Below are 22,678 nucleotides of genomic sequence, written 5' to 3'. Positions count from 1 at the left end.
GACGTCGGGGGACCTGTATAAGAGGCGAAACGGATTCGAAATAGCGGTATGGTGGACATGGTCCAGGAACGGACGCAGGCGGACCTCGACGTGATCATCGTGGGCGCGGGGCTCTCGGGCATCGGGGCGGCGCGCTGGCTGAAGGTGAAGCGGCCCGGCGACCGCTTCGCGATCCTCGAGGAAAAGCCCAGACTGGGCGGCACATGGGACCTTTTTCGCTATCCGGGCATCCGCTCGGACAGCGACATGCACACCATGGGCTACGCGTTCAAACCCTGGACCGACGCCAAGGCGATCGCCGACGGCCCCTCGATCCTGTCCTACGTGCGGGAGACGGCGGAGGAGAACGGCCTCCTCCCCGCCATCCGGTTCGAGACTTCGGTCCGGCGCGCCTCCTGGTCCTCGGCGCAGAAGCGGTGGCGGCTGGAGGTGGTGGAGAAGGGCGAGGAGAAGACCCTCACCGCCCGCTTCCTGTTCGGCTGCACCGGCTACTACGACCACCACGCGGGCCATCTGCCGGAGTGGGCGGGCTGCGACGCGTACCGGGGCCGGCTGGTCCACCCCCAGTTCTGGCCCGAGGACCTCGACGTGACCGGCAAGCGGGTGATCGTGATCGGCTCGGGCGCCACGGCGGTGACGCTGAGCCCGGCGCTGGCCGAGACGGCGGCGCATGTCACGCAGGTGCAGCGCTCGCCGACCTACGTGGTCTCGCGCCCCGGCGAGGACGCCTTCGCCAACGGGCTGCGCCGCTGGCTGCCCGACCGGCTGGCCTACGCCGCGACCCGCTGGCGCACGATCCTGGCGGGGCGGCTGCGGCGCAGGCGCTTTGCCAGGGACCTGCCGGGGGCCAAGCGGCTGCTGGTGGGGGGCGTGGCCAGGGCCCTGGGCGACGCGGTCGACTGGCGGCGCCACTTCGTGCCCGACTACTGGCCCGGCCAGCAGCGGATCTGCGCCGTGCCAGACGACGATTTCTTCGAGTCGCTCAAGGCCGGCAAATGCTCGATCGTCACCGGGAAGATCGACCGCTTCACGCCTTCGGGCTTGCGGATGGAGGATGGGACCGAGATCGAGGCCGACGTGATCGTCACCGCCACCGGCCTGAACCTGACCTTCATGGGGGGCATGGCGCTCGAGGTCGACGACCAGCCGATCGACCCCGCCAAGCTGCTGATCTTCAAGGGCTTCATGTATTCCAACGTGCCCAACCTGGTGTATTTCAAAGGCTACACCAACGCCTCGTGGACGTTGAAGGTGGATCTGGTGGCCGAATACGCCTGTCGCCTGCTGACCCATATGGAGCGTCGGCGCCTGACGCAGGTCACCCCGCGCGCGGGAGCGGAGGCGTTCGCGAAGACCGGGGCGGCGCTGAAGTTCACCTCGGGCTACGTGCTGCGCACCGCCCACCTGCTGCCCCGCCACGGCGCCGCCTTCCCCTGGATCCACGAGCAGGACTACCTGTGGGACCGCAAGACGCTCAAGCGCGGGCGGATCGACGACGGCGCGCTCGATTTCTCGGACGCGCCGGTGGTCCTGCCCCCGGCGCAGCGGGCGGAGGCGCCGGCGCGGCTGGCGGCCGAGTGAAGGCGTGGCCTCAGCCCGCCGCCCCCTGCGGCCCGAACATCCCGAAACCCAGCACCGAGGCGTAGAGCGCGATCGCCTCGGCGCGCGTCATCGGCAGCTCCTGCGCCCAGGCGTGCACGTCGTAGGCGCCGTTGATCATCACCGCCAGGCACTGCGAGGCGATCAGCGGATCCACCGGCCGCACCGAGCCGTCGGCGATCCCGTCCGAGATCATCCCCGCATAGCGCCGCGCCATCCGGTCGGCGCCGCGCAGCGCCTGGACGCGCAGGTCCAGCGGCAGGGCGTGCAGGGCGGTGATGCGCAGCAGCGGGAACTCGGCCTCGAACTGGCGGTCGAGCAGCCCGCCCACGCAGTCGGCCAGCCGCTCCCACCCGGTTCCGGGCTGGGCCATCGCCAGGGTCTGGGCGCGGGCCACGCGGTCGTAGCTGCGCGCGAAGCAGTTCATCACCAGGTCGTCCTTGCCCTCGAGGTGATGGTAGAAACTGCCCTTAGAGACGTTGAGCCGCGCCGCGATCCGCTCGACGGAGGCGCCGCGGTAGCCGCGCACGTTCACCAGCACGGTGGCCGCGCGCAGGAACGCCTCGGGGCCGGGCTCGCCGGAGGGGCCGCTCTTCTCGGGCGGGTCGATCTCCAGCGGCCGCGGCGCCCAGGCGCCGCCCGGCGCGGCGAGCCCGCCCGCCAGCAGGTCGACCATGCGGTCGCGCACCCGGTCGAAATCCTCGGTGCGGTAGTGGTGCAGCCAGGCGCGCATCCAGTGGGTGACGTCCAGCAGCACCTGCGCGCAGGCGATGTCGCGCGGCGGGGCGGGGCGGGGCGACGCGGCCGGACCGGTCGCGAAGAACCCCGCCACCCGGATGCGCATCGCCTTGTAGCGGTCGATCAGCTCGGCCCGCAGGGGATCGTCCAGGGCCCGGATCTCGGAGAGGATCGCGATGTGGCGATCCTCGCCCGCGCGGATCCGGCGCTCCTGCGTCAGGCGGTCGGCGATGAAGGCGGCGACGCGGGCGCGGGGATCGGGGGCGGCGCCGGCGGCCTCGGCCATGGCGTCGAGCCGGCGCACGGCGCGGTCGAGGGCGGCGGCCGCCAGCTGCTCCTTGCGCTTGAAATAGTAGGTGATCGATGTCGTGTTGAGGCCGACGGCCTCGCCCACGGCGCCGAAGGTCAGGCCCTTCAGGCCGCGGGACGAGATCAGCTCGTCCGCCGCATCCAGGATCCGCTCGCGCTTGGCGCGCCAGCGGTCGGAGGGATCGGCGATCTGGGGCGTGTCCAGGGTCATGTTCCTGAAATAGCAACAGCGCGGGGGCGCCGTCCATCGGCGAGCCGAACCGTCGCAGGCAAGTGGGAGGAGAGATCATGAAACCAGTCGAAGCGATCGACCTTGCGGGACGGGTGGCGGTGGTCACCGGGGCGGCCTCGGGGATCGGGCGGGCCTCGGCGCTGATGTTCGCGCAGGCGGGCGCGGCGGTGGTCTGCTGCGACAAGGCCGAAGGGGTCGAGGCGGTGGCCGACGAGATCCGCAGCGCCGGCGGCCGGGCCTCGGCCCGGACGATGGACGCGGGGGCCGAGCCTGACGTCGCCGCCGCGATGGAGGCCGCGGAGGCCGAGTTCGGCGGCCTCGACGTGGTCTTCGCCAACGCCGGGATCACGGGCGGCGTGCGCGAGTTCCTCGACGCCGCCCCCGAGGTCTGGGCCGAGGTGCTGCGGGTGAACCTGATCGGGCCGTATCTCGCGATCCGTCACGCGGGGCCGCGGATGGCGGCGCGCGGCGGCGGGTCGATCATCATGACCGCCTCGGTGGCGGGGATCCGGGCCAACGCGGGGCCCGCGGCCTATTCCGCCTCGAAGGCGGGGGTGGTGAACCTGGCGCAGACCGCGGCGCAGGCCTTCGCGGGCACGGGCGTGCGGGTGAACTGCATCTGCCCCGGCCTGATCGAGACCGAAATGACCCGCCCGATCTACGACTACGCCAAGGCGATGGGGACCGAGGTGCCGATCGGGATGAGCAACCCGCTCAAGCGCGGCGGCGTGCCCGACGAGATCGCGACGGCTGCGCTCTACCTCGCCTCGCCGCTGTCGAGCTACGTCAATGGGCATGCGCTGGTGGTCGACGGGGGGCTGTCGTCCTCGCATCCCTATTCCGGCGCGCGGGCCTTCTCGGCGGCGCGGGGCGGAGAGGCCAGGGCGGCCGAATAGGGCCCGGGCCGGGCGCGGCCGCGTCTGGCCAGCCTTCAGGGGGCGCGCGTCCCGGGCGGGGCGCGCTCCCCGCAGGCCCCTCAGAAGGCCAGCGCCAGGATCTCGCGCACCTGCTCGGGCCCGTCGATCCGCCGAGGGTTGCGCTTCACCGGACCGTAGCCCATCGCCTTCTCGGCCAGCGTGGGCAGGTCGGCCTCGGTCAGTCCCGCCGCGCGCAGGGTTCCGGGCACGCCCAGCCCCTGCACCAGTTCGGCCAGCAGGTCGCCGGCCGGCCGGCCCGGATCGCCCAGCGCGGCGGCCAGCGCGCGCTGGCGATCCCCGTTCTCGACCGCGTTCCAGCGCATCACCGCGGGCAGCATCACGCAGGACGTCACCCCGTGGGGCACGCCGAACCCCGCCCCCAGCGCATAGCCGATGCCATGGCTCGCGCCCGAGCCCGCGCCCCCCATCAGCGCCAGGATCGCCTGCCACATGCCGAACTGAGCGTCCTGGCGGGCCAGCAGATCCTCGGGGTGCTCGAGGATCGCGGGAAGGGCGCGCGACAGCCGGTGCGCGGCGCCCAGCGCATAGAGGTCGGTCATCGGGTTGGCGGTGGGCGAGCAGAACGCCTCGCAGGCATGGTCCATCGCCCGCATCCCGGTCGAGACCAGCAGGTCGAGCGGCGTCGCGTCGCTCGCGGCCGGGTCCAGGATCGCCACCCGCGGGATCAGCGCCGGCTTGGCGAAGCCGTGCTTCACGCCGGCCTCGGGGTTGGAGATGCCGGCCATGCCGGTGAACTCCGCCGCCGACAGCGTGGTCGAGACCGAGATCGCCCGGATGACGCCCTTCGGGCGCAGGTCGCTGGAGGGTTTCCAGCGCTCGGCTTGGGCGCGCAGACCCTCGACGGAGTCGACACCTTCCTCGAGGCAGATCTGCACCGCCTTGGTCGAATCGATGACCGAGCCGCCCCCGACCGCCACCAGCACGTCCGCCCCCGCCGCGCGGGCGGCGTTGGCGGCCTCGACCACTTCCGCCTCGGGCGAGTGGGCCGAGATCGTGTCGAAGACGCCCACGCAGGCCGTCCCCAGCCCGTCGAGGATCCGCGCCAGCGGCCCGCCCTCGGCCCGCGCCAGCGAGCGGGTGGAGGTCACGAAGGCGCGTTTCAGCCCGGCGCTGGAAAGCTCCTCGAGCAGCGCCTCGGCGGCGGGGCGGCCGAAGACCACCCGCTCCTGCGGGGCGAGGTCGAGCTTGCCGCGGATCGGTCCCTGCGGGTCGTCGGGCGTCGATGTCATGATCCTGATCCTCCCTGGCGTTTGTGATTGCCCCCAGCATGCGGCGCCGGGCGCCGGCTGGCGAGAACCATCGACGCGGCCGGCGGGTATCGCGCGCGCCCCCGCGGCCGGGTTAAGACGGGGACGAGCGGCGCTCCGGCGCGGGACGACACGAGAGGGGACCCATCGATGAACATCGCCCTCTGGCTGCACCAGACTTCCCTGCTGCGCCCGCAGGCGCCGGCGGTGAGGTTCGGCGACGCGCTGCACGCGACCTATGGCGATTACGCCGCCCGCACGCGGGCGCTGGCGCGGGCGTTCGCGGCGAGCGGCGTCGGGCCGGGGGACCGGGTGGCGCTGTTTGCGAAGAACGACCCCGACTATCTCGCGGTGATGCACGCCGCGCTGTGGATCGGCGCGGCGATCGTGCCCGTCAACGGCAAGCTGCACCCGGTCGAGGCCGCCTGGATCGTCGCCGACTCGGGCGCCCGCGTCGCGGTGACCGAGAGCGGCGACCTCTCGGCCCTGCCCGAGTGGCCCGCCGAGTGCCGAGAAATCGGCCTGCGCTCCGCCGAATTCGCCGAGGCCGTCGCGCCGGGACCGCAGGACGCGCCGGCCCCCCCGCGCGAGGCGGCGGGCGACGATCTCGCCTGGCTGTTCTACACCTCGGGCACCACGGGCCGGCCCAAGGGGGTGATGCTGACCCACGCCAACCTGCGGGCGATGGCCACGACCTACGCGCTGGACGTGGACCCGGCGCTGCCGGGCGACCATCCCCTTTACGCGGCCCCGATGTCCCACGGGGCGGGGCTCTACAATTTCCAGTTCATGCGGGTCGGCGCCTGCCACGTGATCCCGCCCGGCCGCGGCTTCGATCCGGCCGAGATCGAGGCGCTGGCCGCCTCGCTGGGCGAGCTGGTGTTCTTCGCCGCCCCCACCATGATCCGCCGTCTGGTGACCCACGCCCGCAGCTCCGGCTGGCGGGGCGAGGGGGTGCGCACGGTGATCTACGGCGGCGGGCCGATGTACCTCGCCGACCTCGACGAGGCGGTCGACCTGCTCGGCCCCCGCTTCGTGCAGATCTACGGCCAGGGCGAGAGCCCGATGACCATCACCGTTCTGCCCCGCGACATGGTCGCCGACCGCGCCCATCCGCGGGCGGCCGCGCGGCGCGGCTCGGTCGGCTACGCGCACGGCTGCGTCGAGGTCCGCGTGGTGGACGCGGCCCTGCAGGACGCCCCCGTCGACGCGCCCGGCGAGATCCTGGTGCGCGGCGCGACGGTGATGAAAGGCTACTGGAACCGCCCCGAGGCCACCGCCGAGACGCTGGCCGGCGGCTGGCTGCGCACCGGCGACATCGGGCGGCTGGACGCCGAGGGGTTCCTGACGCTGACCGACCGCTCCAAGGACGTGATCATCTCCGGGGGAACCAACATCTACCCGCGCGAGGTCGAGGAGGTCCTGCTCGCCCATCCCGACGTGGCCGAGGTCTCGGTGATCGGCGTGCCGAACGCCGAATGGGGCGAGGACGTGCTGGCCTTCGTCGTTCCTCACCCCGGCCGCCCCTGCGCCCCCGAGCCCCTCGAGGCCTGGTGCCGCGCCCGCATGGCGGCCTTCAAGCGTCCCAAACACTGGCGCTTCCTCGACGACCTGCCCAAGAACGCCTACGGAAAGGTCCTCAAGACCGAGCTTCGCGACCGCTCCGCCCCGTAGGGCGCATTTCGATGCGCCGCGCGGCCAGCCCCCCGAACGTCGCGGCGCATTGAAATGCGCCCTACGGGCCTCACGCCACCAGGAACGATCGGATCAGCACCTGCCCCTGCGGGCGAACCACCTGCAGCGTGCCCACAAAAACCCGCGCGTTGAGCCAGTCGCAGGGCCCCGCGGGCGCGAAGACGCTGATGCAGGAGCGGGCGTAATCCAGGCTCCCGTCGGGGGCGTAGTCGATCAGCACGCGGTTGCGGACCTCGATCGCCACGCCCTCGCGGGTGCGCATGTGATAGATCGCCTCCAGTTCCTTGCGGCCGTCGGGGCGCAGACGCTGGAGGTCGAAGCCGCCGGGCAGGATCTCGCCGGCGAAGGGGCTGGGGGCGTCGCTCTCGGGCGCCAGGCGGCCCTCGAACCGGCCTCCCAGGATCGGGACCACAAAGCGATGGCCGTCCGGCCCCGCTCCGTGATCCTGCGTGGGGGCGATGTCGACATGCGCCTCCCAGCAGGGCAGGAGGCGGGGCGCGGTCGGGGAGAAGGACATTGGGAGGCTCCGGGGCTGGGGACGGCGCAGCCTCGGCCCGGCGCGCAGACGGGTCAAGCCGGCGTGGCGCGCGGGCAGCGGGGGCCCTAGGTTGCGGGGGCAAGGCGAAAGGCGGGCCATGGACATCCGACAGCTGCGCTACCTGATCGCGCTGGCGCGCGAGCGGCACTTCTCCCGCGCCGCGGAGGCCTGCGCGGTCACCCAACCCACTCTCTCGGCCCGCATCCGCCAGCTGGAGGAGGAGCTGGGCGCGCCGCTCGTCTCCCGCGGGCAGCGCTTCCACGGACTGACCCCGGAGGGGGAGCGGGTGCTGCGCTGGGCCCGGCGCATCGTCGAGGACTGGGACGGGCTGCGCGACGACCTCGCCGTGGGCGACGGCGGCCCCGAGGGGCGGCTGACGCTGGGGGTGATCCCCTCGGCCCTGCCGGTCGTGGCCCCTCTGGTCGGCGCCCTGCGCGCGCGCTGGCCGAAGGTGCGGTTCCAGATCCTCTCGCAGGCCTCCGCCCGCATCGCCCGGGCGCTGGAGGCGTTCGAGATCGACGCGGGCCTGACCTACCTCGACGAAGCCGCCGCGCCGTTCCTCACCCGCCCCCTCTACGCCGAGCGCTACCGCCTGTTCGTGGCGCAGGATCATCGGCTGGCCGGGCGCGCCTCGATCGGCTGGGCGGAGGCGGCCGCGCAGCCGCTGTGCGCGCTGACGCCCGACATGCGCAACCGCCGGATCATCGACGCGGCCTTCGCCGAGGCCGGCGCCGCCCCCGTGCCGGAGGTCGAGAGCAACTCGATGATCGCGCTCTGCGCGCTGGTGCGCACGGGCGGCTTCTGCGCCGCGCTGCCCGAGCGGTTCGGCGACCTGCTGGGCGCTTCGCCCGAGGCCGGCGAGGGCCTGCGCGCGATCCCGCTGACCGCGCCTGCGGTCTCGCGCCCGGTGGGGCTCGCGACGCTCGACCGCGAGCCGCTGCCGCTGCTGGTCGAAGGTCTGATGCGCGCGGCGGAGACGGTTGCGGCCGGGCTGATCGACGGGGCCGATCAAACCATAGAGACAGGCGATTTGAAGTCCGCGCCCCCGGACGTCACAATGCATCGCTAGCCCAGCCGGCGCGCGACGGGAGGATGCCCGAATGCCGAACCCAGCCAGGCCGCCCCTCGCGGGCGCCTCCGCGGCGCGAGAGATCTGCGCCCGCCACGGCGACGACCCCGCCGCGCTGATCGAGATCCTGCACGATCTGCAGGAGGCCGAGGGCCACGTCGCCCCGGACGCGGTTCCCGAGATCGCGCTGGCCCTGAACCTCGGCCGCGCCGAGGTCCACGGCGTGCTGACCTTCTACCACGACTTTCGAACGGCCCCCGAGGGCCGGGTGGAACTCCAGCTCTGCCGCGGCGAATCCTGTCAGGCGATGGGGGCCGAGGCCCTGATCTCCACCGTCTGCGCCCGCCGCGGCGCTGCGCTGGGCGAGACGAGCGCCCAGGGCGTGACCATCAAGCCGGTCTATTGCCTGGGCAACTGCGCGCTGGCCCCCGCCGCTCGGGTCGACGGGCGCCTGCTGGGCCGCGCCTCGGCGGATCGCATCGACGCGGCGCTGGACGCCGCCCTTTCGGAGACCGCGCGATGATCCGCCTCTACGTGCCCGACGACAGCGCCGCCCGCTCGGTCGGCGCCGACGAGGTGGCCGCGGCGCTGGCCGCGGGCCTTCCCTCGGTGCAGATCGTGCGCACCGGCTCCCGCGGCGCCCTGTGGCTGGAGCCGATGGTGGAGGTGGAGACGCCTCAGGGCCGCATCGCCTACGGCCCCGTGACCCTCGCCGACGTGCCCGACCTGCGCGACGCCCTGCCGTCGGCCGGCCCCCACCCCCTGCGCCTTGGCCGCCCCGAGGACCTGCCCTGGTTCGCGGGTCAGGAACGCCTGACCTTCGCCCGTTGCGGCATCATCGAGCCGCTGGATCTCGCGGCATACGAGGCCCACGGCGGCCTCGCCGGCCTGCGCGCGGCGCTGGGCATGGAGGGCTCGGCTATCTGCGCCGAGGTCCTCGACAGCGGGTTGCGCGGCCGCGGCGGCGCGGGCTTCCCGACCGGCATCAAGTGGAAGACGGTCCACGAACAGGCGGCCTCGCGAAAACACATCTGCTGCAACGCCGACGAGGGCGACTCGGGCGCTTATGCCGACCGGATGCTGATGGAGGGGGACCCGTTCCTCCTGATCGAAGGCATGGCCATCGCGGCGCTGGCGACCGGCGCGACCGAGGGCTGGATCTACATCCGCTCCGAATACCCCGAGGCCATCGCCCGCATGACCGCGGCCATCGAGGTCATGGAGCGCGCCGGCTGGCTGGGCGAGGACCTCGGCGGCTCCGGCCGCGCCTTCCGCCTGCGGGTGCGCCGGGGCGCGGGGGCCTATATCTGCGGCGAGGAAAGCTCGATGCTGAACTCGCTCGAGGGCCGGCGCGGCGTGGTCCGCGCCAAGCCCCCGATCCCCGCCATCCAGGGCCTGTTCGGCGAGCCGACGGTGGTGAACAACGTCCTGACCCTCGCCGCCGTCCCCCTGATCCTGGCCAAGGGCGCCGCGCATTATCGCGACTACGGCATGGGCCGCTCCACCGGCACGCAGCCCTTCACCCTGGGCGGCAACGTCGCCCGCGGGGGGCTGATCGAGAAGGCCTTCGGCGTCACGGTGCGCGAGCTGATCGAGGACTTCGGCGGCGGGACCGCCTCCGGCCGACCCTTCCGCACCGCGCAGCTCGGCGGGCCGCTCGGCGCCTATGTCTGCGACGAGCAGCTCGACCTGCCGATGGACTACGAGGCGCTGGCCGAGGCGGGCGCCATGCTCGGCCACGGCGGCCTCACCGTCTTCGACGACACGGTCGACATGGGCGCCATGGCCCGCTTCGCCTTCGAATTCTGCGAGATCGAGAGCTGCGGCAAGTGCACCCCCTGCCGGGTCGGCGCCACCCGCGGCCGCGAGACGGTGGAAAAGATCCTGCGCGGCGAGAACGTCGCCGCCAACATGGTGCTGGTCGAGGACCTGTGCGAGCTGATGCGCGACGGCTCGCTCTGCGCCATGGGGGGCCTGACGCCGATGCCGGTGCTCTCGGCCCTGCGCCTGTTCCCCGAGGATTTCGACCGGGCGCCCGCCCAGGCAGCCGAGTGAGGAGATCAACATGGGCCTCATGAAGGAAATCGACCGCGGCACCCCGGCTCGCGAGGGCGCGACGGTCACGCTGTGGATCGACGGCGAGCAGGTCTCGGTCCCCGAGGGCACGTCGGTCATGGCCGCCGCCTCCCACGTCGAGCGGGACATTCCCAAGCTCTGCGCCACGGACATGCTGGAGTCCTGGGGCTCCTGCCGCATGTGCCTGGTGGAGATCGAGGGGGTGAAGGGCACGCCCGCCTCCTGCACAACGCCCGTCCGGGAAGGGATGCGGGTCACCACCCAGTCCGCGCGGCTCGAAAAACTGCGGAAGGGGGTGATGGAGCTCTACATCTCCGACCACCCGCTCGACTGCCTGACCTGCGGCGCCAACGGCGATTGCGAGCTGCAGGACATGGCCGGCGCCGTGGGCCTGCGCGAGGTCCGCTACGGGATGGAGGGCGACAACCACCACGACGAGGCCCATGCGGCGCCCATCGACCTCTCGAACCCCTACTTCCAGTTTGATTCCTCGAAGTGCATCGTCTGCTCCCGCTGCGTGCGCGCCTGCGAGGAGGTGCAGGGCACCTTCGCGTTGACCATCGAGGGGCGGGGGTTCGAGAGCCGCGTCTCCGCCGGCGCCGCTTTCGACGATTTCTTCTCGTCGGACTGCGTCTCCTGCGGCGCCTGCGTGCAGGCCTGCCCGACGGCGACGCTGGTGGAAAAGTCCGTCGTCGAGCACGGGACCCCCACCCGCCACGTCGACACCACCTGCGCCTATTGCGGCGTCGGCTGCTCGTTCCGCGCCGAGATGCAGGGGAACGAGGTGATCCGCATGGTCCCCTCCAAGGAGGGCGGCGCCAACGAGGGCCACAGCTGCGTGAAGGGCCGCTTCGCCTGGGGCTACGCCACCCACAAGGACCGCCAGACCGACCCGATGATCCGGGACGCGATCACCGACCCCTGGCGCAAGGTGAGCTGGGAGGAGGCCATCGCCTTTGCCGCCGCCCGCTTCAAGGCCATTCAGGCGGAGCATGGCAAGAGCTCGATCGGCGGCATCACCTCGTCGCGCTGCACCAACGAGGAAGTCTACGTCGTCCAGAAGATGATCCGCGCGGCGTTCGGCAACAACAACGTCGACACTTGCGCGCGGGTCTGCCACTCGCCGACCGGTTACGGGCTGAAGCAGACGTTTGGAACCTCGGCCGGGACCCAGAACTTCAAGTCGGTGGAAAGCGCCGACGTGATCCTGCTGATCGGCGCCAACCCCACCGACGCGCATCCCGTCTTCGCCAGCCGCATGAAGAAGCGCCTGCGCGAGGGCGCGAAGCTGATCGTCCTCGACCCCCGCCGCATCGACCTGGTGCGCACCCCCCATGTCGAGGCCGCCCACCACGTCCAGCTCCGCCCCGGAACCAACGTGGCGGTGATGAACGCGCTCGCCCACGTGGTCGTGACCGAAGGCCTGGTGGACGAGACCTTCGTCGCCGAGCGCTGCGAGGCCAAAGATTTCGCCCGCTGGCGGGCGTTCGTGAGCGAACCCCGCAACTCCCCCGAAGCGCTGGCCGAGACCATCGGTGCGGACGCCCCGACCCTGCGCCAGGCCGCCCGCCTGTTCGCGCAGGGCGGCAACGCCGCGATCTATTACGGGCTGGGGGTGACCGAACACTCGCAGGGCTCGACCATGGTCATGGCCATGGCGAACCTCGCGATGGCGACGGGCAACATCGGGCGCGAGGGCGTGGGGGTGAACCCGCTGCGCGGGCAGAACAACGTCCAGGGCTCCTGCGACATGGGCTCGTTCCCCCATGAGCTGCCGGGCTACCGCCACATCTCCGACGACGCCGCGCGCTCGGAGTTCGAGGCCGACTGGGGCGTGCCGCTGCTCGACGAGCCGGGCCTGCGCATCCCCAACATGTTCGCCGCGGCGCTGGCGGGCTCGTTCCGCGGCCTCTTCGTGCAGGGCGAGGACATCGCCCAGTCCGACCCCAACACGCTGCACGTCCACGAGGCGCTGCGGTCGATGGACTGCGTGGTGGTCCAGGACCTGTTCCTCAACGAGACCGCGGCCTTCGCCCATGTGTTCCTGCCCGGAACCTCGTTCCTCGAGAAGGACGGCACCTTCACCAACGCCGAGCGGCGCATCAACCGCGTCCGCCCGGTGATGGCGCCCAAGTCCGGCCTGTCGGAATCCGAGGCCGTCTGTCGCCTCGCCCGCGCCATGGGCTACGACATGGGCTACGAGTCCCCCTCGCAGATCATGGACGAGATCGCGCGCCTGACGCCGTCCTTCGCGGGCGTCAGCTTCGCGCGTCTGGATGCGGGTCCGTCCCTGCAGTGGCCGGTCAACGACGCCTACCCGGACGGCGCCCCGATCATGCATGTCGGCGGTTTCGTGCGCGGCAAGGGCCGCTTCATGCTGACCGAGTTCGTGCCGACCTCCGAGCGGGCCACCCGCCGCTATCCTCTGATCCTGACCACGGGGCGGATCCTCAGCCAGTACAACGTCGGCGCCCAGACGCGCCGCACCGAGAACTCGCGCTGGCACGCGGAGGATGTGCTCGAGATCCATCCCCACGACGCCGAGGAGCGGGGCGTGGCCGACGGCGATTTCGTGTCCGTCGCCTCGCGCACGGGGGCGACGATGCTGCGGGCCGAGATCTCCGAGCGGATGCCCCAGGGGGTGGTCTACACCACCTTCCACCACCCGATCTCGGGCGCCAACGTGATCACCACCGACAACTCCGACTGGGCCACCAACTGCCCGGAATACAAGGTGACGGCGGTGCAGGTGACGCCCTCCAACGGGCCCTCGGACTGGCAGGAGTGGCGGCGCGAGATGGAGGACGTCCACCACCGCGTGGCGCTGCCGGCCGAGTGATGGAGATCCTGCGCCTCGACCTCTCGGACCCCGCCGTCTCTCCCGCCGCCCCCGGTCGGCTGGTCGGCCCGACGGGTGAGCGGGCCGCCGCCTGGGCGGTGCCCGAGGAGACGCCGGTCGCGATCCTGCTCAACGGCGAGAGCTTCGCGGTGATGATGGCGACGCCCTCGGACCTCGAAGACTTCGCCGTCGGCTTCGCCCTGTCCGAGGGGCTGGTCGATCGCGCCGCCGACCTGCGCGAGCTGCGCCTGGCGGAAGCCGCCGACGGCATCGTGGCGAACCTGGTGCTGGACCCGGCCCGCGTCGCGGCCGCCGAGGACAGCCGCCGCACGCTCGCCGGCCGCGCCGGCTGCGGGATCTGCGGGGCGCAGACGATCTCCGCCGCCCTGCCGCGCCCGCCCCGGGTGCGCGGCCGCGTCCCCGATCCGGCCGCGGTCCTGGCCGCGTTCGCGGCCTTCCCCGGCGCCCAGCGGATGCGCGCCGAGAACCGATCCACCCACGCCGCCGGCTACTGCGCCTGGGACGGGACGGTGGAGGCGGTGCGCGAGGACGTGGGCCGGCACAATGCGCTCGACAAGCTCGCCGGCGCGCTGGCGCGGGAGGGGCGAGACGCCTCGGCCGGCTTCGTGATCCTGTCGAGCCGGGTCGGGGTCGAGATGGTGCAGAAAGCCTGCGTGATGCGCGCGCCGTTCCTCGCGGCGGTCTCGGCGCCCTCGGCGCTGGCGCTGCGGGTGGCCGGACAGGCGGGGCTGCGGGTGGCGGGGCTCGCGGGCGAGGCGCTGATGATCTTCGATCCAGCCGATGCGGGCCGCCCCGGGGAGACATCGGCATGAACGTGCAGGACCTGGTCGGGATGGCCAACCAGATCGCCGCCTACTTCCAGGCCTATCCCGAGGACGAGGCGGTGGCCGGCGTTGCCGACCACATCCGGCAGTTCTGGGACCCGCGGATGCGCGAAGGGCTGCGCGCGCATCTCTCGGCCGGGGGCGAGGGGCTGGACGGGCTCGCGCGGCGCGGGGCGGAGACCGCGCTCGGGGTCGCCGCCTGAGGGCGGCGAGGGGAGAGGAGGCGCCCTGCGGGCGGGCTTGCGGCGTGGCGGGCGTGGCCGCCAGGAGACGCGGAGGCCGCTTCCGAACTCACCAGAGAACAGAGGCCGCGCCTGTCCTCCGGATCCGCCCGTCGCTGATTGATGCCTGAGCGACTCGCCCGGAGCGGTCAAGGACAAGCCGCCTGCGGCGGTCGCTGCGCGATCCTGGACCGCTCCGGGCGAGTCGCTCTGATCGGCATCAGCGACGGACGGCTCCGGAGAACAGGCGCTCGGCGCCCGGGTGGGGGCGAGGCGCCTGGGCCCCAAGAAAAAATCTCCTCCGCGCGAGGGCGAAGGGGGGAGGTCCGCCGCGAGCGGCGGGGAGGAGACTCAGAAATCGTAGAGGGCGGCCGGGGTGTCGACGAGGATGCGGCGGCGGTCGGCCTCGGACGGGGCCCAGTCGAGGAGCAGGTCCATCAGGGCGGCGTCGTCGGGGTAGTCCTCGGACCGCTTGATCAGGTTGTGGGGCCAGTTGGTGCCCCAGATCGCGCGCTCGGGCGAATGGGCGACCACGGCGCGGGCCACAGCGGAGACGTCGGCGTAGTCGGGGGCGCCGCTGCGCGAAGACTCGTAGCATCCGGCGAGCTTGAAGTGCGCGCGGCCGCCGTCGATCAGGCGCAGCAGGGCGGCGATCCTTGCGTCGCCCGGCGCGGCGCCCTCGAAGAACTTGCCGTGGTGGTCCAGCACCCAGCGGCCGGGGATGGCGGCGAGGGCGGCCTCGTGCGTCTCGATCTCGCCGCCGTCGAACTGGATGTTGAGGGTCCAGCCCATGGCGTGAGCCATCGCGGCGACCTCTTTGAGCGCCCTGAGCCCCACCGCGCCGCCGGGCAGGTGCATGATCCGGGCGCCGCGCACGCCGGCGTGGTGCAGACGCTCAAGTTCGGCGTCGGTCGTCGCGGGGGTGATCACCGCCACGCCGCGGGCGAGGGGGCCGAACGCCGCCAGCGCCGCGCAGAGGTTGGCGTTGTCGGCGGCATGGGCGTTGCCCTGCACCACCACCGCCCGCGCGATCCCCAGCCAGGCCATCACCTTGCGGTAGGCCTCGGGGCCGGTCTCGCCCTCGGGCAGCGGCAGGGCGCCGGGGGCCGAAGGGTAGCTGGGGAGGTAGCAGTGCATCTGCGTGTCGACGGTCCCCTCGGGCGCGGTCAGGCGAGGGGGCGGACCGGAAAGCGTGCGCTCCATGATCAGGTCTCCACCGTGTAGCGGGCGAGCGCGGCCCGGTCGATCTCGACGCCGAGCCCCGGGCCCTGCGGAATCGCCACGCGGCCGAAGGCGTGGGCGATGGGATCGGCGAGGATCTCCTGCCGGAACGGGTTCCAGGTCTGGTCGAACTCCAGCAGGGGGGCGCGTTCGGTGTGGCGCGGGGGCGTGGGGGGCAGGGTCGCGAGCATCTGCAGGCTGGCCGCCAGCGCCACGCCCGTGCCCCAGACATGGGGGATGACGCGGATGCCGGCGGTCTCGGCCAGCGAGACGATCTTGCGCATCTCGGTGACGCCGCCGCAGCCGCAGACGTCGGGCTGCAGGATGTCGACGGCGCGCCTGGCGATGGCCTCGGCAAAGCCGGCGCGGCCGTGCCAGGTCTCGCCGCCCGCGACAGGGATCGGCTGGCGGGCGCGGATCTCGGCGTAGGCGTCGAGAAGCTCGGGGACCACCGGCTCCTCGAACCAGGCGATGTCCTGGTCGGCCACGGCGCGGCCGAGCCGGATCGCCTCGATGGCGTCATAGCCGTGGTTGGCGTCGATCATCAGGGCGATGTCGGGGCCCAGGACCTGGCGGGCCAGGCGGATCGAGGCGGCGTCGGCGGCGACCCCGTAGCCGATCTTGATCTTCACCGCGCCGAAGCCGGCCTCGGCGTAGCCGGTCAGCTCCTCGGCCAGCGCCTCGTCGCGGTCGCGGCCCACGGGGCGGAAGCCGCCGGTGGCGTAGCAGGGAACCTCGGCGCGGTAGGCGCCGCCCAGCAGGCGGTGGACGGGGACGCCGAGCGCCTTGCCCGCCACGTCCCACAGCGCGATGTCGATGCCGCTCTGCGCGGTCATCGTGGCGCCGCGCTGTCCCTGGTCGCGGAACTGGGAGTAGATCTCGGTCCAGATCGGCTCGATGTCGCGAGGGTCGCGGCCGACCGCCAGGGGCGCCATGGCGCGCACCAGGGCGGCGTTGGGGCCGGCGGGGCCGAGGCACTCGCCCCAGCCCACCGTGCCGTCGTCGCAGACCACTTCCACCAGGCAGGCCCAGCGCGTCGTGAAGGTGGAGAACGCGCTCTGGAAATGCTGGTCCAGGTCGTGGCGCAGGACGTGGGCGTGGATCGCCGCGATCCGCATCTCAGGAGACCTTTTCGATCAGGGCCTTGAGCATCGCCGTCTCCTCGGCCGAGGGCGTGGTCAGCGGCGGGCGCGCGGGGCCCGAGCCGTAGCCCATGGCGGCCACGCCGGCCTTGATCAGGGACACCGCGTAGCCCGGCTGCCGGTCGCGGATCTTCGCGAACGGGAAGAAGAACCCGTCCAGCAGCGCGCCCATCTTCGCCGAGTCGCCGGCCCGCAGCGCCTCGTAGAAATCGATCGCCATGCCGGGGACGAAGTTGAACACGGCCGAGGAATAGGTCGAGACGCCGGCCCCGTCATAGGCCTGCGCGAACAGCTCGTGGGTGGGCATGCCGCCGATATAGGACAGGCGGTCGCCGAGCGTGCGGGTGATCTCGCGCACGAGACCAATGTCGCCGGAGCCGTCCTTGAAGCCGATCAGGTTGGGGCAGGCGTCGGCCAGCCGCTGGATCGTCTCGGTCGTGCAGATCGAGTTGTCGCGGTTGTAGACGATGACGCCCAGCCCGGTCGAGGCGCAGACCGCCCGGATGTGCTGGAACAGCCCTTCCTGCGGGACGCGCATCAGGTAGTGGGGCAGCAGGAGGATGCCGTCGGCGCCGGCGGTCTCGGCCTCGCGCACGATTTCCTTCGCCATCCCGGTGCCGTAGCCGCAGCCCGAGATGATCGGGGTGGCGCCCGAGGCCTCCTTGGCGGCGCGGACGACGCGGCCGATTTCGGCCGTGGTCAGCGAGAAGAACTCCCCCGTGCCGCCGGCGGCGAACAGCGCGGCGGCGGGGAAGCCCGACAGCCAGTCGACGTGGCGGGCGTAGGAGTCGAGATCGAGGCCCAACTCGGCGTCGAAATGGGTCACCGGGAACGACAGCAGGCCGGAGGCGATCCGGGTCTTCAGCTCCGCGGGGGAGAGGGCGGGGGTCATGGCGCGCTCCGGCGTGATCGACTGGGAACGGAGCAAGTCATATGATGACTATCCGGCCCGGTCAAGCCTCCCCGCGCTCTGCCGCCGCCGCAAGCCGGGCCAGCGAGCGGTAGCGGTCGGCCGAGCCGAGCAGGTGGGCGCGCATCGCCGCGCGGGCGGTGGCGGGGTCGTGGCGGGAGATGGCCTCGGCCACCTTGCGATGCTCGGACTCCAGCCGCGCGAGGTCGGGGGCCGGGGGCGGGGCGCCAAGCGACTCGCGCAACTGCTCGCGCGGGATCGTGCGGCGGCCGAGCTGGGAGAGGAACGCCTCGAACCGCGGGTTGTTGGTCGCGCGGGCGATGGCGATGTGGAAGGCGTAGTCGGCCTCGGCGCTGGCCAGCCTCTGGCGCACCTGGGCGGCAAAGCGGCGGTGGCTGTCCTCGATCTCCGCCTCCTGGGCGGGCGAGGCGCGTTGGGCGGCGAGGCCGGCGGCTTCGATCTCGACCGCCGCGCGAAGCTCAAGTTCCTCGATCATATCGGAAATCTTGGAGAACGCGGGCAGGGGGATGCCGGCGGGCTCGGGGTCGGGACGGGCCAGCACGAAGACGCCGACGCCGTGGCGGCTTTCGACCAGGCGGTCGGCGCGAAGCTCGGCGACGGCCTCGCGGATCACCGTGCGCGAGACGCCGAAACGCGAGATCAGGGCCGGCTCGGTCGGCAGCTTGTCGCCCGGCGTCAGGGCGCCCGAGAGGATCTCGGCCCGCAGCGCCTCGATCACGCCGGCGGTCAGGCTCTTGCGGCCTGGGGCGCGGGTCGGGCTGCGGCTGGGCGATGTCATCGAGGTCTCACTTTCCCCGCGAGGGTCGGGACGGGCCCGCGCGATCCGGGCAGGCGCAGACGCGCGGGGCTGGTATCGGCGATCCGGTTCTGAATCGCAATCGATGGCCGGCCCTGCGGCGGCGGTCGCGGGCAAGGGTCCCTCGCCCCCGATCCGAATGCAAGGGGCAACGTCATATCTCGTGTTGACAAGTCATCATATGAATTGGCAGGGTCAGGCTGCCAAGGAACACGCGCCAGGGCGGCCAGGGAGCACGGGCCGCGCAAACGCGCGGCCGCGGACCGCGACCCGCCGGAACCGGCGGTCACGGACCGCGGACCGTCGAACACAGGGCGGCCCAGACCCGCGGGCCGTCGAAACAGGGCGGCCAGGGAGCAAGGGCCGCCGAACCCGGGAGGACGACATGACCCGCATCTCGAGCCTGAAGTTGGGCGCCGCCGCGCTCGCCGCGCTGACCGCGCTCGCCGCCGCGCCGGTGGCGGCCGAGGACTGGCGCGGCTGGAACATCCATCCGCCGACCTATCCCAACGGCATCGCTCTGGACGCCTTCGCCGAAAAGGTGGCCGAGGCGACCGACGGGCGGGTGACGCCGACCGTCTACCACAACGCCGTGCTGGGCGATCAGCCCGACGCCATCGAGCAGACCCGCAACGGCGCGCTGGATTTCGGCAACTTCAACATGGGTCCGATGGGCCCGATCGTGCCGGCGACCAACATCCTGTCGCTGCCCTTCATCTTCTCGTCCGTCGACCAGATGCACAAGGTGATGGACGGCGAGATCGGGCAGCGCTTCTCCGACGCGCTGGCCGAGGAGGGGCTGGTGGCGCTGGCCTGGTTCGATTCCGGCGCGCGCAGCCTCTACAACACCAAGAAGCCGGTGAAGACCCCCGCCGACGTGCAGGGGATGAAGGTCCGGGTGATGAACAACCAGCTCTACGTCGACATGATCGGCGCGCTGGGCGGCAACGCCACCCCGATGGCCTTCGGCGAGGTCTACCAGTCGCTCAAGACCGGGGTGATCGACGGGGCGGAGAACAACTATCCCTCCTACGAATCGACCAACCACTACGAGGTCGCCGGCTACTACTCGATCACCGAGCACCTGATCATCCCCGAGTGCCTGTGCGTCTCGACCGCCTCGTGGGAGGCGCTGTCGGCCGAGGACCAGGAGGCCGTGAAGCAGGCCGCCGTCGAGGCCGCGCAGATGCAGCGCGAGCTGTGGGCCGAGCGCGAGACCGCGAGCCTCGCCAAGGTCCGCGAGGCCGGCGCCGAGATCAACGAGGTCGACGACAAGGCCGCCTTCCAGTCGGCGATGGACCCGGTCTACGCGGGCTTCATCGAGAAGAACCCGGACCTGAAGTCCTGGATCGACGACATCAAGGCCGTGAAGTGAGGCGCGGGGACGGGCAGGGGGGCGCAGGGCGATCCGCCTGCGCGTCCCGCGCGCGCCGAGAGGGGGGCCGGGCATGAGCGCCGGCCCCTCCTTCCCCGATCCCGACGCGCCCGCCGCCGCGCGCCCCCCGGAGGGGGCCGGGGGCGAGGGCGTCTTCGGCGAGATCCCGGAGCTGACCGCGCCCCGGGCCGACCTGATCGCGCCGCCGTTCCCGGGGCTCGACCGGGCGCTGGGCTGGCTCGCCAGGGCGTGCATGGTCGTCGCCGGCGTGCAGATCGTGACGCTGGTGCTGCTGATGGGCTGGCTGGTGTTCGGCCGCTACATCCTCAACGACACGCCGACTTGGATCGAGCAGATGGCGATCCTGCTGATCGCCTGGATCACCTTCCTGGGCGCGGCCATCGGCGTGCGGGACGAAAGCCACCTGTCGATCGACTTCATCCGCGAAAGCCTGCCCCCCGTCCCGCGCGCCGTGCTGCGCGTGCTGGCCGACGTGATGGTGGTGATCTTCTGCGCGCTGATGAGCTGGCAGGGCTGGAAGCTGGTGCAGACCAACCTTTCCCGAGAGATCCCGATGCTGGGCCTTCCCGAGGCCTGGCGCTACGCCGCCCTGGTCGCCTTCGGCGTTCTGGGGCTGATCTTCGCCGCGGTGCGTCTGGCGCAGCGCGCCGTCGCCCCCACCCGGAGCCTGCCATGGGACTGACGCTTCTGTTCGGCGTCTTCGCGCTGGGGCTGATCGCGGGCGCGCCGGTGGCCTTCGCCATCGGGCTCGCCGCCATCGCCTGCTTCGCCTACGAGGGGCTGCCGCTGTTCGTGGCCTTCCAGCGGATGCTCTCGGGGGTGTCCACGTTCTCGCTGCTGGCGATCCCGTTCTTCATCTTTGCGGGCGAGCTGATGCTGCACGGCGGCATCGCGCGCCGGCTGGTGACGCTGGCGGCTGCCGCGGTCGGCTCGGTGCGCGGCGGGCTGGGGGTGGTGAACGTCGCCTCCTCGATGCTGTTCGGGGGGATCTCGGGGTCTGCGGTGGCCGACACCTCGGCGCTGGGCTCGATCCTGATGCCGGTGATGAAGGAGAAGGGCTACGACGCCGACTACGCGGTGAACGTGACAGTGACCTCGTCCATCGCGGGGATCGTGATCCCGCCCTCGCACAACATGATCCTGTTCGCGGTGGCGGCGGGGGGCGGGATCTCGGTCTCGAACCTGTTCCTGGCGGGCATCGGGCCGGGGATCCTGATGTGCCTGTGCCTGATGGCGGCGGCCTACTGGGTGGCCGTGCGGCGGGGCTATCCGGCCGAGCCGTTCCCCGGCTGGCGGGCGCTGGCCTGGAGCTTTGCGGAATCGCTGCCCGGGCTGATGACCGCGGTGATCATCGTGGGCGGCGTGCTCTCGGGCGTGCTGACCGTGACCGAGTCGGGCGCCTTCGGGGCGATCTACGCGCTGGTGATCACGGGGCTGGTGTATCGCGAGCTGACCTGGACGAATTTTCGCGCGGCGGTGGTCAGCGCGGTGAGGACCACGGCGCTGGTGATGATCCTGGTCGGCTGCGCCTCGGCGTTTGCCTACATGCTGGCGCTGTATCGGGTGCCCGAGCAGCTGACCGACCTGCTGATGGGGATCTCGCAGAACCCCATCGTGATCCTTCTGATCCTGAACCTGATCCTGCTGGCGCTGGGCATGGTGATGGACATGGCCGCGCTGATCCTGATCTGCACGCCGATCTTCCTGCCGGTGGCGACGGGGATCGGGATGGACCCGATCCAGTTCGGGATCATGATGATGATGAACCTCGGGCTGGGGCTGTGCACGCCGCCGGTGGGGGCGTGCCTGTTCGTGGGCTGCGTGATCGGCGGCATCAAGATCGAGCAGGCGGTGCGCACGATCTTTCCCTTCTACCTGGCGGTCTTCGCGGCTTTGATGCTGGTGACCTACGTGCCGGCGATCTCGCTGGGGCTGCCGAACCTGTTGCTGGAGTGAGCGGATGAAGCTGAAGCGCCTGCTGATCACCGGAGCCGCCGGAAACCTGGGCCGACTGGCGCGCGAGCGTCTGGGGGGCCTCGCCGAGGTCGTGCGCCTGTCGGACCTCGGCGGCATGGCGCCAGCGGGCCCGGGCGAGGAGGTGATGGAGTGCGATCTGGGCGACTTCGCCCGGGTGCGGGAGGTGGTCGAGGGCTGCGACGCGATCCTCCACCTGGGCGGCGTCTCGGTCGAGCGGACTTTCGCCGAGATCTCCAACGGCAACCTCACGGGGCTCTATCATCTGTATGAGGCGGCCCGGAAGGCGGGGGTGAAGCGGATCCTGTTCGCCTCCTCGAACCATGCCATCGGCTTTCACCCGCGCGAGCGAAAGCTGGACGCCGACAGCCCGTTCGCGCCCGACAGCCTCTACGGCGTCTCCAAGGTGTTCGGGGAGGCGGTGGCGATGCTCTACTGGGACAAGTTCGGGATCGAGACGGCGCGGGTGCGCATCGGCTCGTGCTTCCCCGAGCCGCGCGACCACCGGATGCTGGCGACCTGGCTGAGTCCCGACGATTTCGTGGGCCTGTGCGAGGCGGTGTTCCGCGCGCCGCGGCTGGGCTGTCCGGTGATCTACGGGGCCTCGGCGAACGCGGAGCAATGGTGGGACAATTCGGGCGCCGGCTACGTCGGCTGGGTCCCAAAGGACTCGGCCGAGCCGTTCCGCGCCAAGCTCGACGCGGCGATGGAGCCGCCGTCGCGCGACGACCCGGTGAACCGCTTCCAGGGCGGCGGGTTCGCGGCGGCGGGGCACTTCGAGGACTGACGCGGACCCCAGACGCGACGCAGCCAAGCCCGCCCGCAGGGCGCCTGTCGTCCGCTTGTTGAAGAAGCGGACGACAGGCGCCCTG

At 72.0% G+C, this 22,678-nt stretch carries 20 protein-coding genes; 13 read left to right on the top strand and 7 right to left on the bottom strand.

Annotated elements, in window-relative coordinates:
* The first annotated feature begins 57 nt into the window (after positions 1-57).
* On the top strand, positions 58-1,581 hold the full coding sequence (locus AAC134_RS19575; protein ID WP_339950815.1) for an NAD(P)/FAD-dependent oxidoreductase: 1,524 nt from the start codon (positions 58-60) through the stop codon (positions 1,579-1,581).
* A gap of 10 nt (positions 1,582-1,591) precedes the next feature.
* Here AAC134_RS19575 and AAC134_RS19570 read toward each other — a convergent pair whose 3' ends face one another.
* Positions 1,592-2,857 carry a TetR/AcrR family transcriptional regulator gene (locus AAC134_RS19570; protein WP_339950814.1) on the bottom strand — a complete coding sequence of 422 codons (1,266 nt, stop codon included), beginning with the start codon at positions 2,855-2,857 and terminating at the stop codon, positions 1,592-1,594.
* A 77-nt stretch (positions 2,858-2,934) separates the two neighbouring features.
* On the opposite strand from AAC134_RS19570, the gene AAC134_RS19565 reads away from it, so the two are divergent.
* The gene (locus tag AAC134_RS19565; protein ID WP_339950813.1) at positions 2,935-3,774 is read left to right on the top strand and encodes an SDR family NAD(P)-dependent oxidoreductase; all 840 of its coding nucleotides are present in this window, start codon (positions 2,935-2,937) and stop codon (positions 3,772-3,774) included.
* Positions 3,775-3,854: 80 nt separating this feature from the next.
* On the opposite strand, the gene AAC134_RS19560 is transcribed toward AAC134_RS19565, so the two are convergent.
* Positions 3,855-5,045 carry an iron-containing alcohol dehydrogenase gene (locus tag AAC134_RS19560; protein ID WP_339950812.1) on the bottom strand — a complete coding sequence of 397 codons (1,191 nt, stop codon included), beginning with the start codon at positions 5,043-5,045 and terminating at the stop codon, positions 3,855-3,857.
* 168 nt (positions 5,046-5,213) lie between these two features.
* Here AAC134_RS19560 and AAC134_RS19555 point away from each other — a divergent pair, with 168 nt between their 5' ends.
* Positions 5,214-6,737 carry an AMP-binding protein gene (locus tag AAC134_RS19555; protein ID WP_339950811.1) on the top strand — a complete coding sequence of 508 codons (1,524 nt, stop codon included), beginning with the start codon at positions 5,214-5,216 and terminating at the stop codon, positions 6,735-6,737.
* A gap of 70 nt (positions 6,738-6,807) precedes the next feature.
* Here the strand turns inward: AAC134_RS19555 and AAC134_RS19550 are convergent, their stop codons facing one another.
* A complete protein-coding gene (locus tag AAC134_RS19550; RefSeq protein WP_339950810.1) occupies positions 6,808-7,275 on the bottom strand; it encodes a DUF3237 domain-containing protein in 468 nt (155 codons plus the stop codon).
* A 118-nt stretch (positions 7,276-7,393) separates the two neighbouring features.
* On the opposite strand from AAC134_RS19550, the gene AAC134_RS19545 reads away from it, so the two are divergent.
* The 6 genes from AAC134_RS19545 to AAC134_RS19520 are packed head-to-tail and all read left to right on the top strand — an operon-like array spanning position 7,394 to position 14,328.
* A complete protein-coding gene (locus tag AAC134_RS19545) occupies positions 7,394-8,365 on the top strand; it encodes a LysR family transcriptional regulator (protein ID WP_339950809.1) in 972 nt (323 codons plus the stop codon).
* Positions 8,366-8,396: 31 nt separating this feature from the next.
* A complete protein-coding gene (locus tag AAC134_RS19540) occupies positions 8,397-8,888 on the top strand; it encodes an NAD(P)H-dependent oxidoreductase subunit E (protein WP_339950808.1) in 492 nt (163 codons plus the stop codon).
* Positions 8,888-10,420, top strand: a complete 1,533-nt coding sequence (locus AAC134_RS19535; RefSeq protein ID WP_339950822.1) for an NADH-ubiquinone oxidoreductase-F iron-sulfur binding region domain-containing protein — start codon at positions 8,888-8,890, stop codon at positions 10,418-10,420. Before AAC134_RS19540 ends, AAC134_RS19535 begins: the two co-directional genes overlap by 1 nt.
* A 10-nt stretch (positions 10,421-10,430) precedes the next feature.
* Positions 10,431-13,280 (top strand): formate dehydrogenase subunit alpha, encoded by a 2,850-nt coding sequence (gene fdhF, locus AAC134_RS19530; protein ID WP_339950807.1) that lies wholly within the window; start codon positions 10,431-10,433, stop codon positions 13,278-13,280.
* Positions 13,280-14,113, top strand: a complete 834-nt coding sequence (locus AAC134_RS19525) for a formate dehydrogenase accessory sulfurtransferase FdhD (protein WP_339950806.1) — start codon at positions 13,280-13,282, stop codon at positions 14,111-14,113. Before fdhF ends, AAC134_RS19525 begins: the two co-directional genes overlap by 1 nt.
* On the top strand, positions 14,110-14,328 hold the full coding sequence (locus AAC134_RS19520; protein ID WP_339950805.1) for a formate dehydrogenase subunit delta: 219 nt from the start codon (positions 14,110-14,112) through the stop codon (positions 14,326-14,328). Before AAC134_RS19525 ends, AAC134_RS19520 begins: the two co-directional genes overlap by 4 nt.
* 369 nt (positions 14,329-14,697) lie before the next feature.
* Here the strand turns inward: AAC134_RS19520 and AAC134_RS19515 are convergent, their stop codons facing one another.
* The 4 genes from AAC134_RS19515 to AAC134_RS19500 form a co-directional block, all read right to left on the bottom strand.
* Positions 14,698-15,549: an amidohydrolase family protein gene (locus tag AAC134_RS19515; protein WP_339950804.1), complete on the bottom strand. Its 852-nt coding sequence runs from the start codon at positions 15,547-15,549 to the stop codon at positions 14,698-14,700.
* Between the two features lie 2 nt (positions 15,550-15,551).
* Positions 15,552-16,685 (bottom strand): mandelate racemase/muconate lactonizing enzyme family protein, encoded by a 1,134-nt coding sequence (locus tag AAC134_RS19510; protein WP_339950803.1) that lies wholly within the window; start codon positions 16,683-16,685, stop codon positions 15,552-15,554.
* Between the two features lies 1 nt (position 16,686).
* Positions 16,687-17,601, bottom strand: a complete 915-nt coding sequence (gene kdgD, locus AAC134_RS19505; protein ID WP_339950802.1) for a 5-dehydro-4-deoxyglucarate dehydratase — start codon at positions 17,599-17,601, stop codon at positions 16,687-16,689.
* A gap of 61 nt (positions 17,602-17,662) precedes the next feature.
* Positions 17,663-18,418, bottom strand: a complete 756-nt coding sequence (locus tag AAC134_RS19500) for a FadR/GntR family transcriptional regulator (protein WP_339950801.1) — start codon at positions 18,416-18,418, stop codon at positions 17,663-17,665.
* A 403-nt stretch (positions 18,419-18,821) separates the two neighbouring features.
* Between AAC134_RS19500 and AAC134_RS19495 the strand changes: the two genes are divergently transcribed.
* The 4 genes from AAC134_RS19495 to AAC134_RS19480 all read left to right on the top strand — a co-directional run bounded on the left by AAC134_RS19495 (position 18,822) and on the right by AAC134_RS19480 (position 22,593).
* Positions 18,822-19,811: a TRAP transporter substrate-binding protein gene (locus tag AAC134_RS19495; RefSeq protein ID WP_339950800.1), complete on the top strand. Its 990-nt coding sequence runs from the start codon at positions 18,822-18,824 to the stop codon at positions 19,809-19,811.
* A gap of 73 nt (positions 19,812-19,884) precedes the next feature.
* Entirely contained in the window at positions 19,885-20,514 is a 630-nt protein-coding gene (locus AAC134_RS19490) for a TRAP transporter small permease (RefSeq protein ID WP_339950799.1), read from the top strand.
* Complete coding sequence (locus AAC134_RS19485; RefSeq protein WP_339950798.1) at positions 20,505-21,788, top strand: TRAP transporter large permease; 1,284 nt, start codon at positions 20,505-20,507, stop codon at positions 21,786-21,788. Before AAC134_RS19490 ends, AAC134_RS19485 begins: the two co-directional genes overlap by 10 nt.
* 4 nt (positions 21,789-21,792) lie before the next feature.
* The gene (locus AAC134_RS19480; RefSeq protein ID WP_339950797.1) at positions 21,793-22,593 is read left to right on the top strand and encodes an NAD(P)-dependent oxidoreductase; all 801 of its coding nucleotides are present in this window, start codon (positions 21,793-21,795) and stop codon (positions 22,591-22,593) included.
* Positions 22,594-22,678 lie beyond the last annotated feature (85 nt).

Origin of the sequence: uncultured Albimonas sp., assembly GCF_963977235.1 — a bacterium.
In the GTDB taxonomy this organism is placed as follows: domain Bacteria; phylum Pseudomonadota; class Alphaproteobacteria; order Rhodobacterales; family Rhodobacteraceae; genus Albimonas.
Note: the sequence above shows the minus strand (reverse complement) of the source record. Positions and strands in the feature narration are given on the sequence as shown.

Excerpts from the sequence above, each read along its gene's own strand:
- AAC134_RS19525 (WP_339950806.1), top strand. The coding sequence starts at position 13,280 with ATGGAGATCCTGCGCCTCGACCTCTCGGACCCCGCCGTCTCTCCCGCC.
- AAC134_RS19560 (WP_339950812.1), bottom strand. The coding sequence starts at position 5,045 with ATGACATCGACGCCCGACGACCCGCAGGGACCGATCCGCGGCAAGCTC.
- AAC134_RS19550 (WP_339950810.1), bottom strand. The coding sequence starts at position 7,275 with ATGTCCTTCTCCCCGACCGCGCCCCGCCTCCTGCCCTGCTGGGAGGCG.
- AAC134_RS19510 (WP_339950803.1), bottom strand. The coding sequence starts at position 16,685 with ATGCGGATCGCGGCGATCCACGCCCACGTCCTGCGCCACGACCTGGAC.
- AAC134_RS19480 (WP_339950797.1), top strand. The coding sequence starts at position 21,793 with ATGAAGCTGAAGCGCCTGCTGATCACCGGAGCCGCCGGAAACCTGGGC.
- AAC134_RS19490 (WP_339950799.1), top strand. The coding sequence starts at position 19,885 with ATGAGCGCCGGCCCCTCCTTCCCCGATCCCGACGCGCCCGCCGCCGCG.
- AAC134_RS19485 (WP_339950798.1), top strand. The coding sequence starts at position 20,505 with ATGGGACTGACGCTTCTGTTCGGCGTCTTCGCGCTGGGGCTGATCGCG.
- AAC134_RS19555 (WP_339950811.1), top strand. The coding sequence starts at position 5,214 with ATGAACATCGCCCTCTGGCTGCACCAGACTTCCCTGCTGCGCCCGCAG.
- AAC134_RS19545 (WP_339950809.1), top strand. The coding sequence starts at position 7,394 with ATGGACATCCGACAGCTGCGCTACCTGATCGCGCTGGCGCGCGAGCGG.
- AAC134_RS19515 (WP_339950804.1), bottom strand. The coding sequence starts at position 15,549 with ATGGAGCGCACGCTTTCCGGTCCGCCCCCTCGCCTGACCGCGCCCGAG.
- fdhF (WP_339950807.1), top strand. The coding sequence starts at position 10,431 with ATGGGCCTCATGAAGGAAATCGACCGCGGCACCCCGGCTCGCGAGGGC.
- AAC134_RS19520 (WP_339950805.1), top strand. The coding sequence starts at position 14,110 with ATGAACGTGCAGGACCTGGTCGGGATGGCCAACCAGATCGCCGCCTAC.
- kdgD (WP_339950802.1), bottom strand. The coding sequence starts at position 17,601 with ATGACCCCCGCCCTCTCCCCCGCGGAGCTGAAGACCCGGATCGCCTCC.
- AAC134_RS19565 (WP_339950813.1), top strand. The coding sequence starts at position 2,935 with ATGAAACCAGTCGAAGCGATCGACCTTGCGGGACGGGTGGCGGTGGTC.
- AAC134_RS19570 (WP_339950814.1), bottom strand. The coding sequence starts at position 2,857 with ATGACCCTGGACACGCCCCAGATCGCCGATCCCTCCGACCGCTGGCGC.
- AAC134_RS19495 (WP_339950800.1), top strand. The coding sequence starts at position 18,822 with ATGACCCGCATCTCGAGCCTGAAGTTGGGCGCCGCCGCGCTCGCCGCG.
- AAC134_RS19540 (WP_339950808.1), top strand. The coding sequence starts at position 8,397 with ATGCCGAACCCAGCCAGGCCGCCCCTCGCGGGCGCCTCCGCGGCGCGA.
- AAC134_RS19500 (WP_339950801.1), bottom strand. The coding sequence starts at position 18,418 with ATGACATCGCCCAGCCGCAGCCCGACCCGCGCCCCAGGCCGCAAGAGC.
- AAC134_RS19575 (WP_339950815.1), top strand. The coding sequence starts at position 58 with ATGGTCCAGGAACGGACGCAGGCGGACCTCGACGTGATCATCGTGGGC.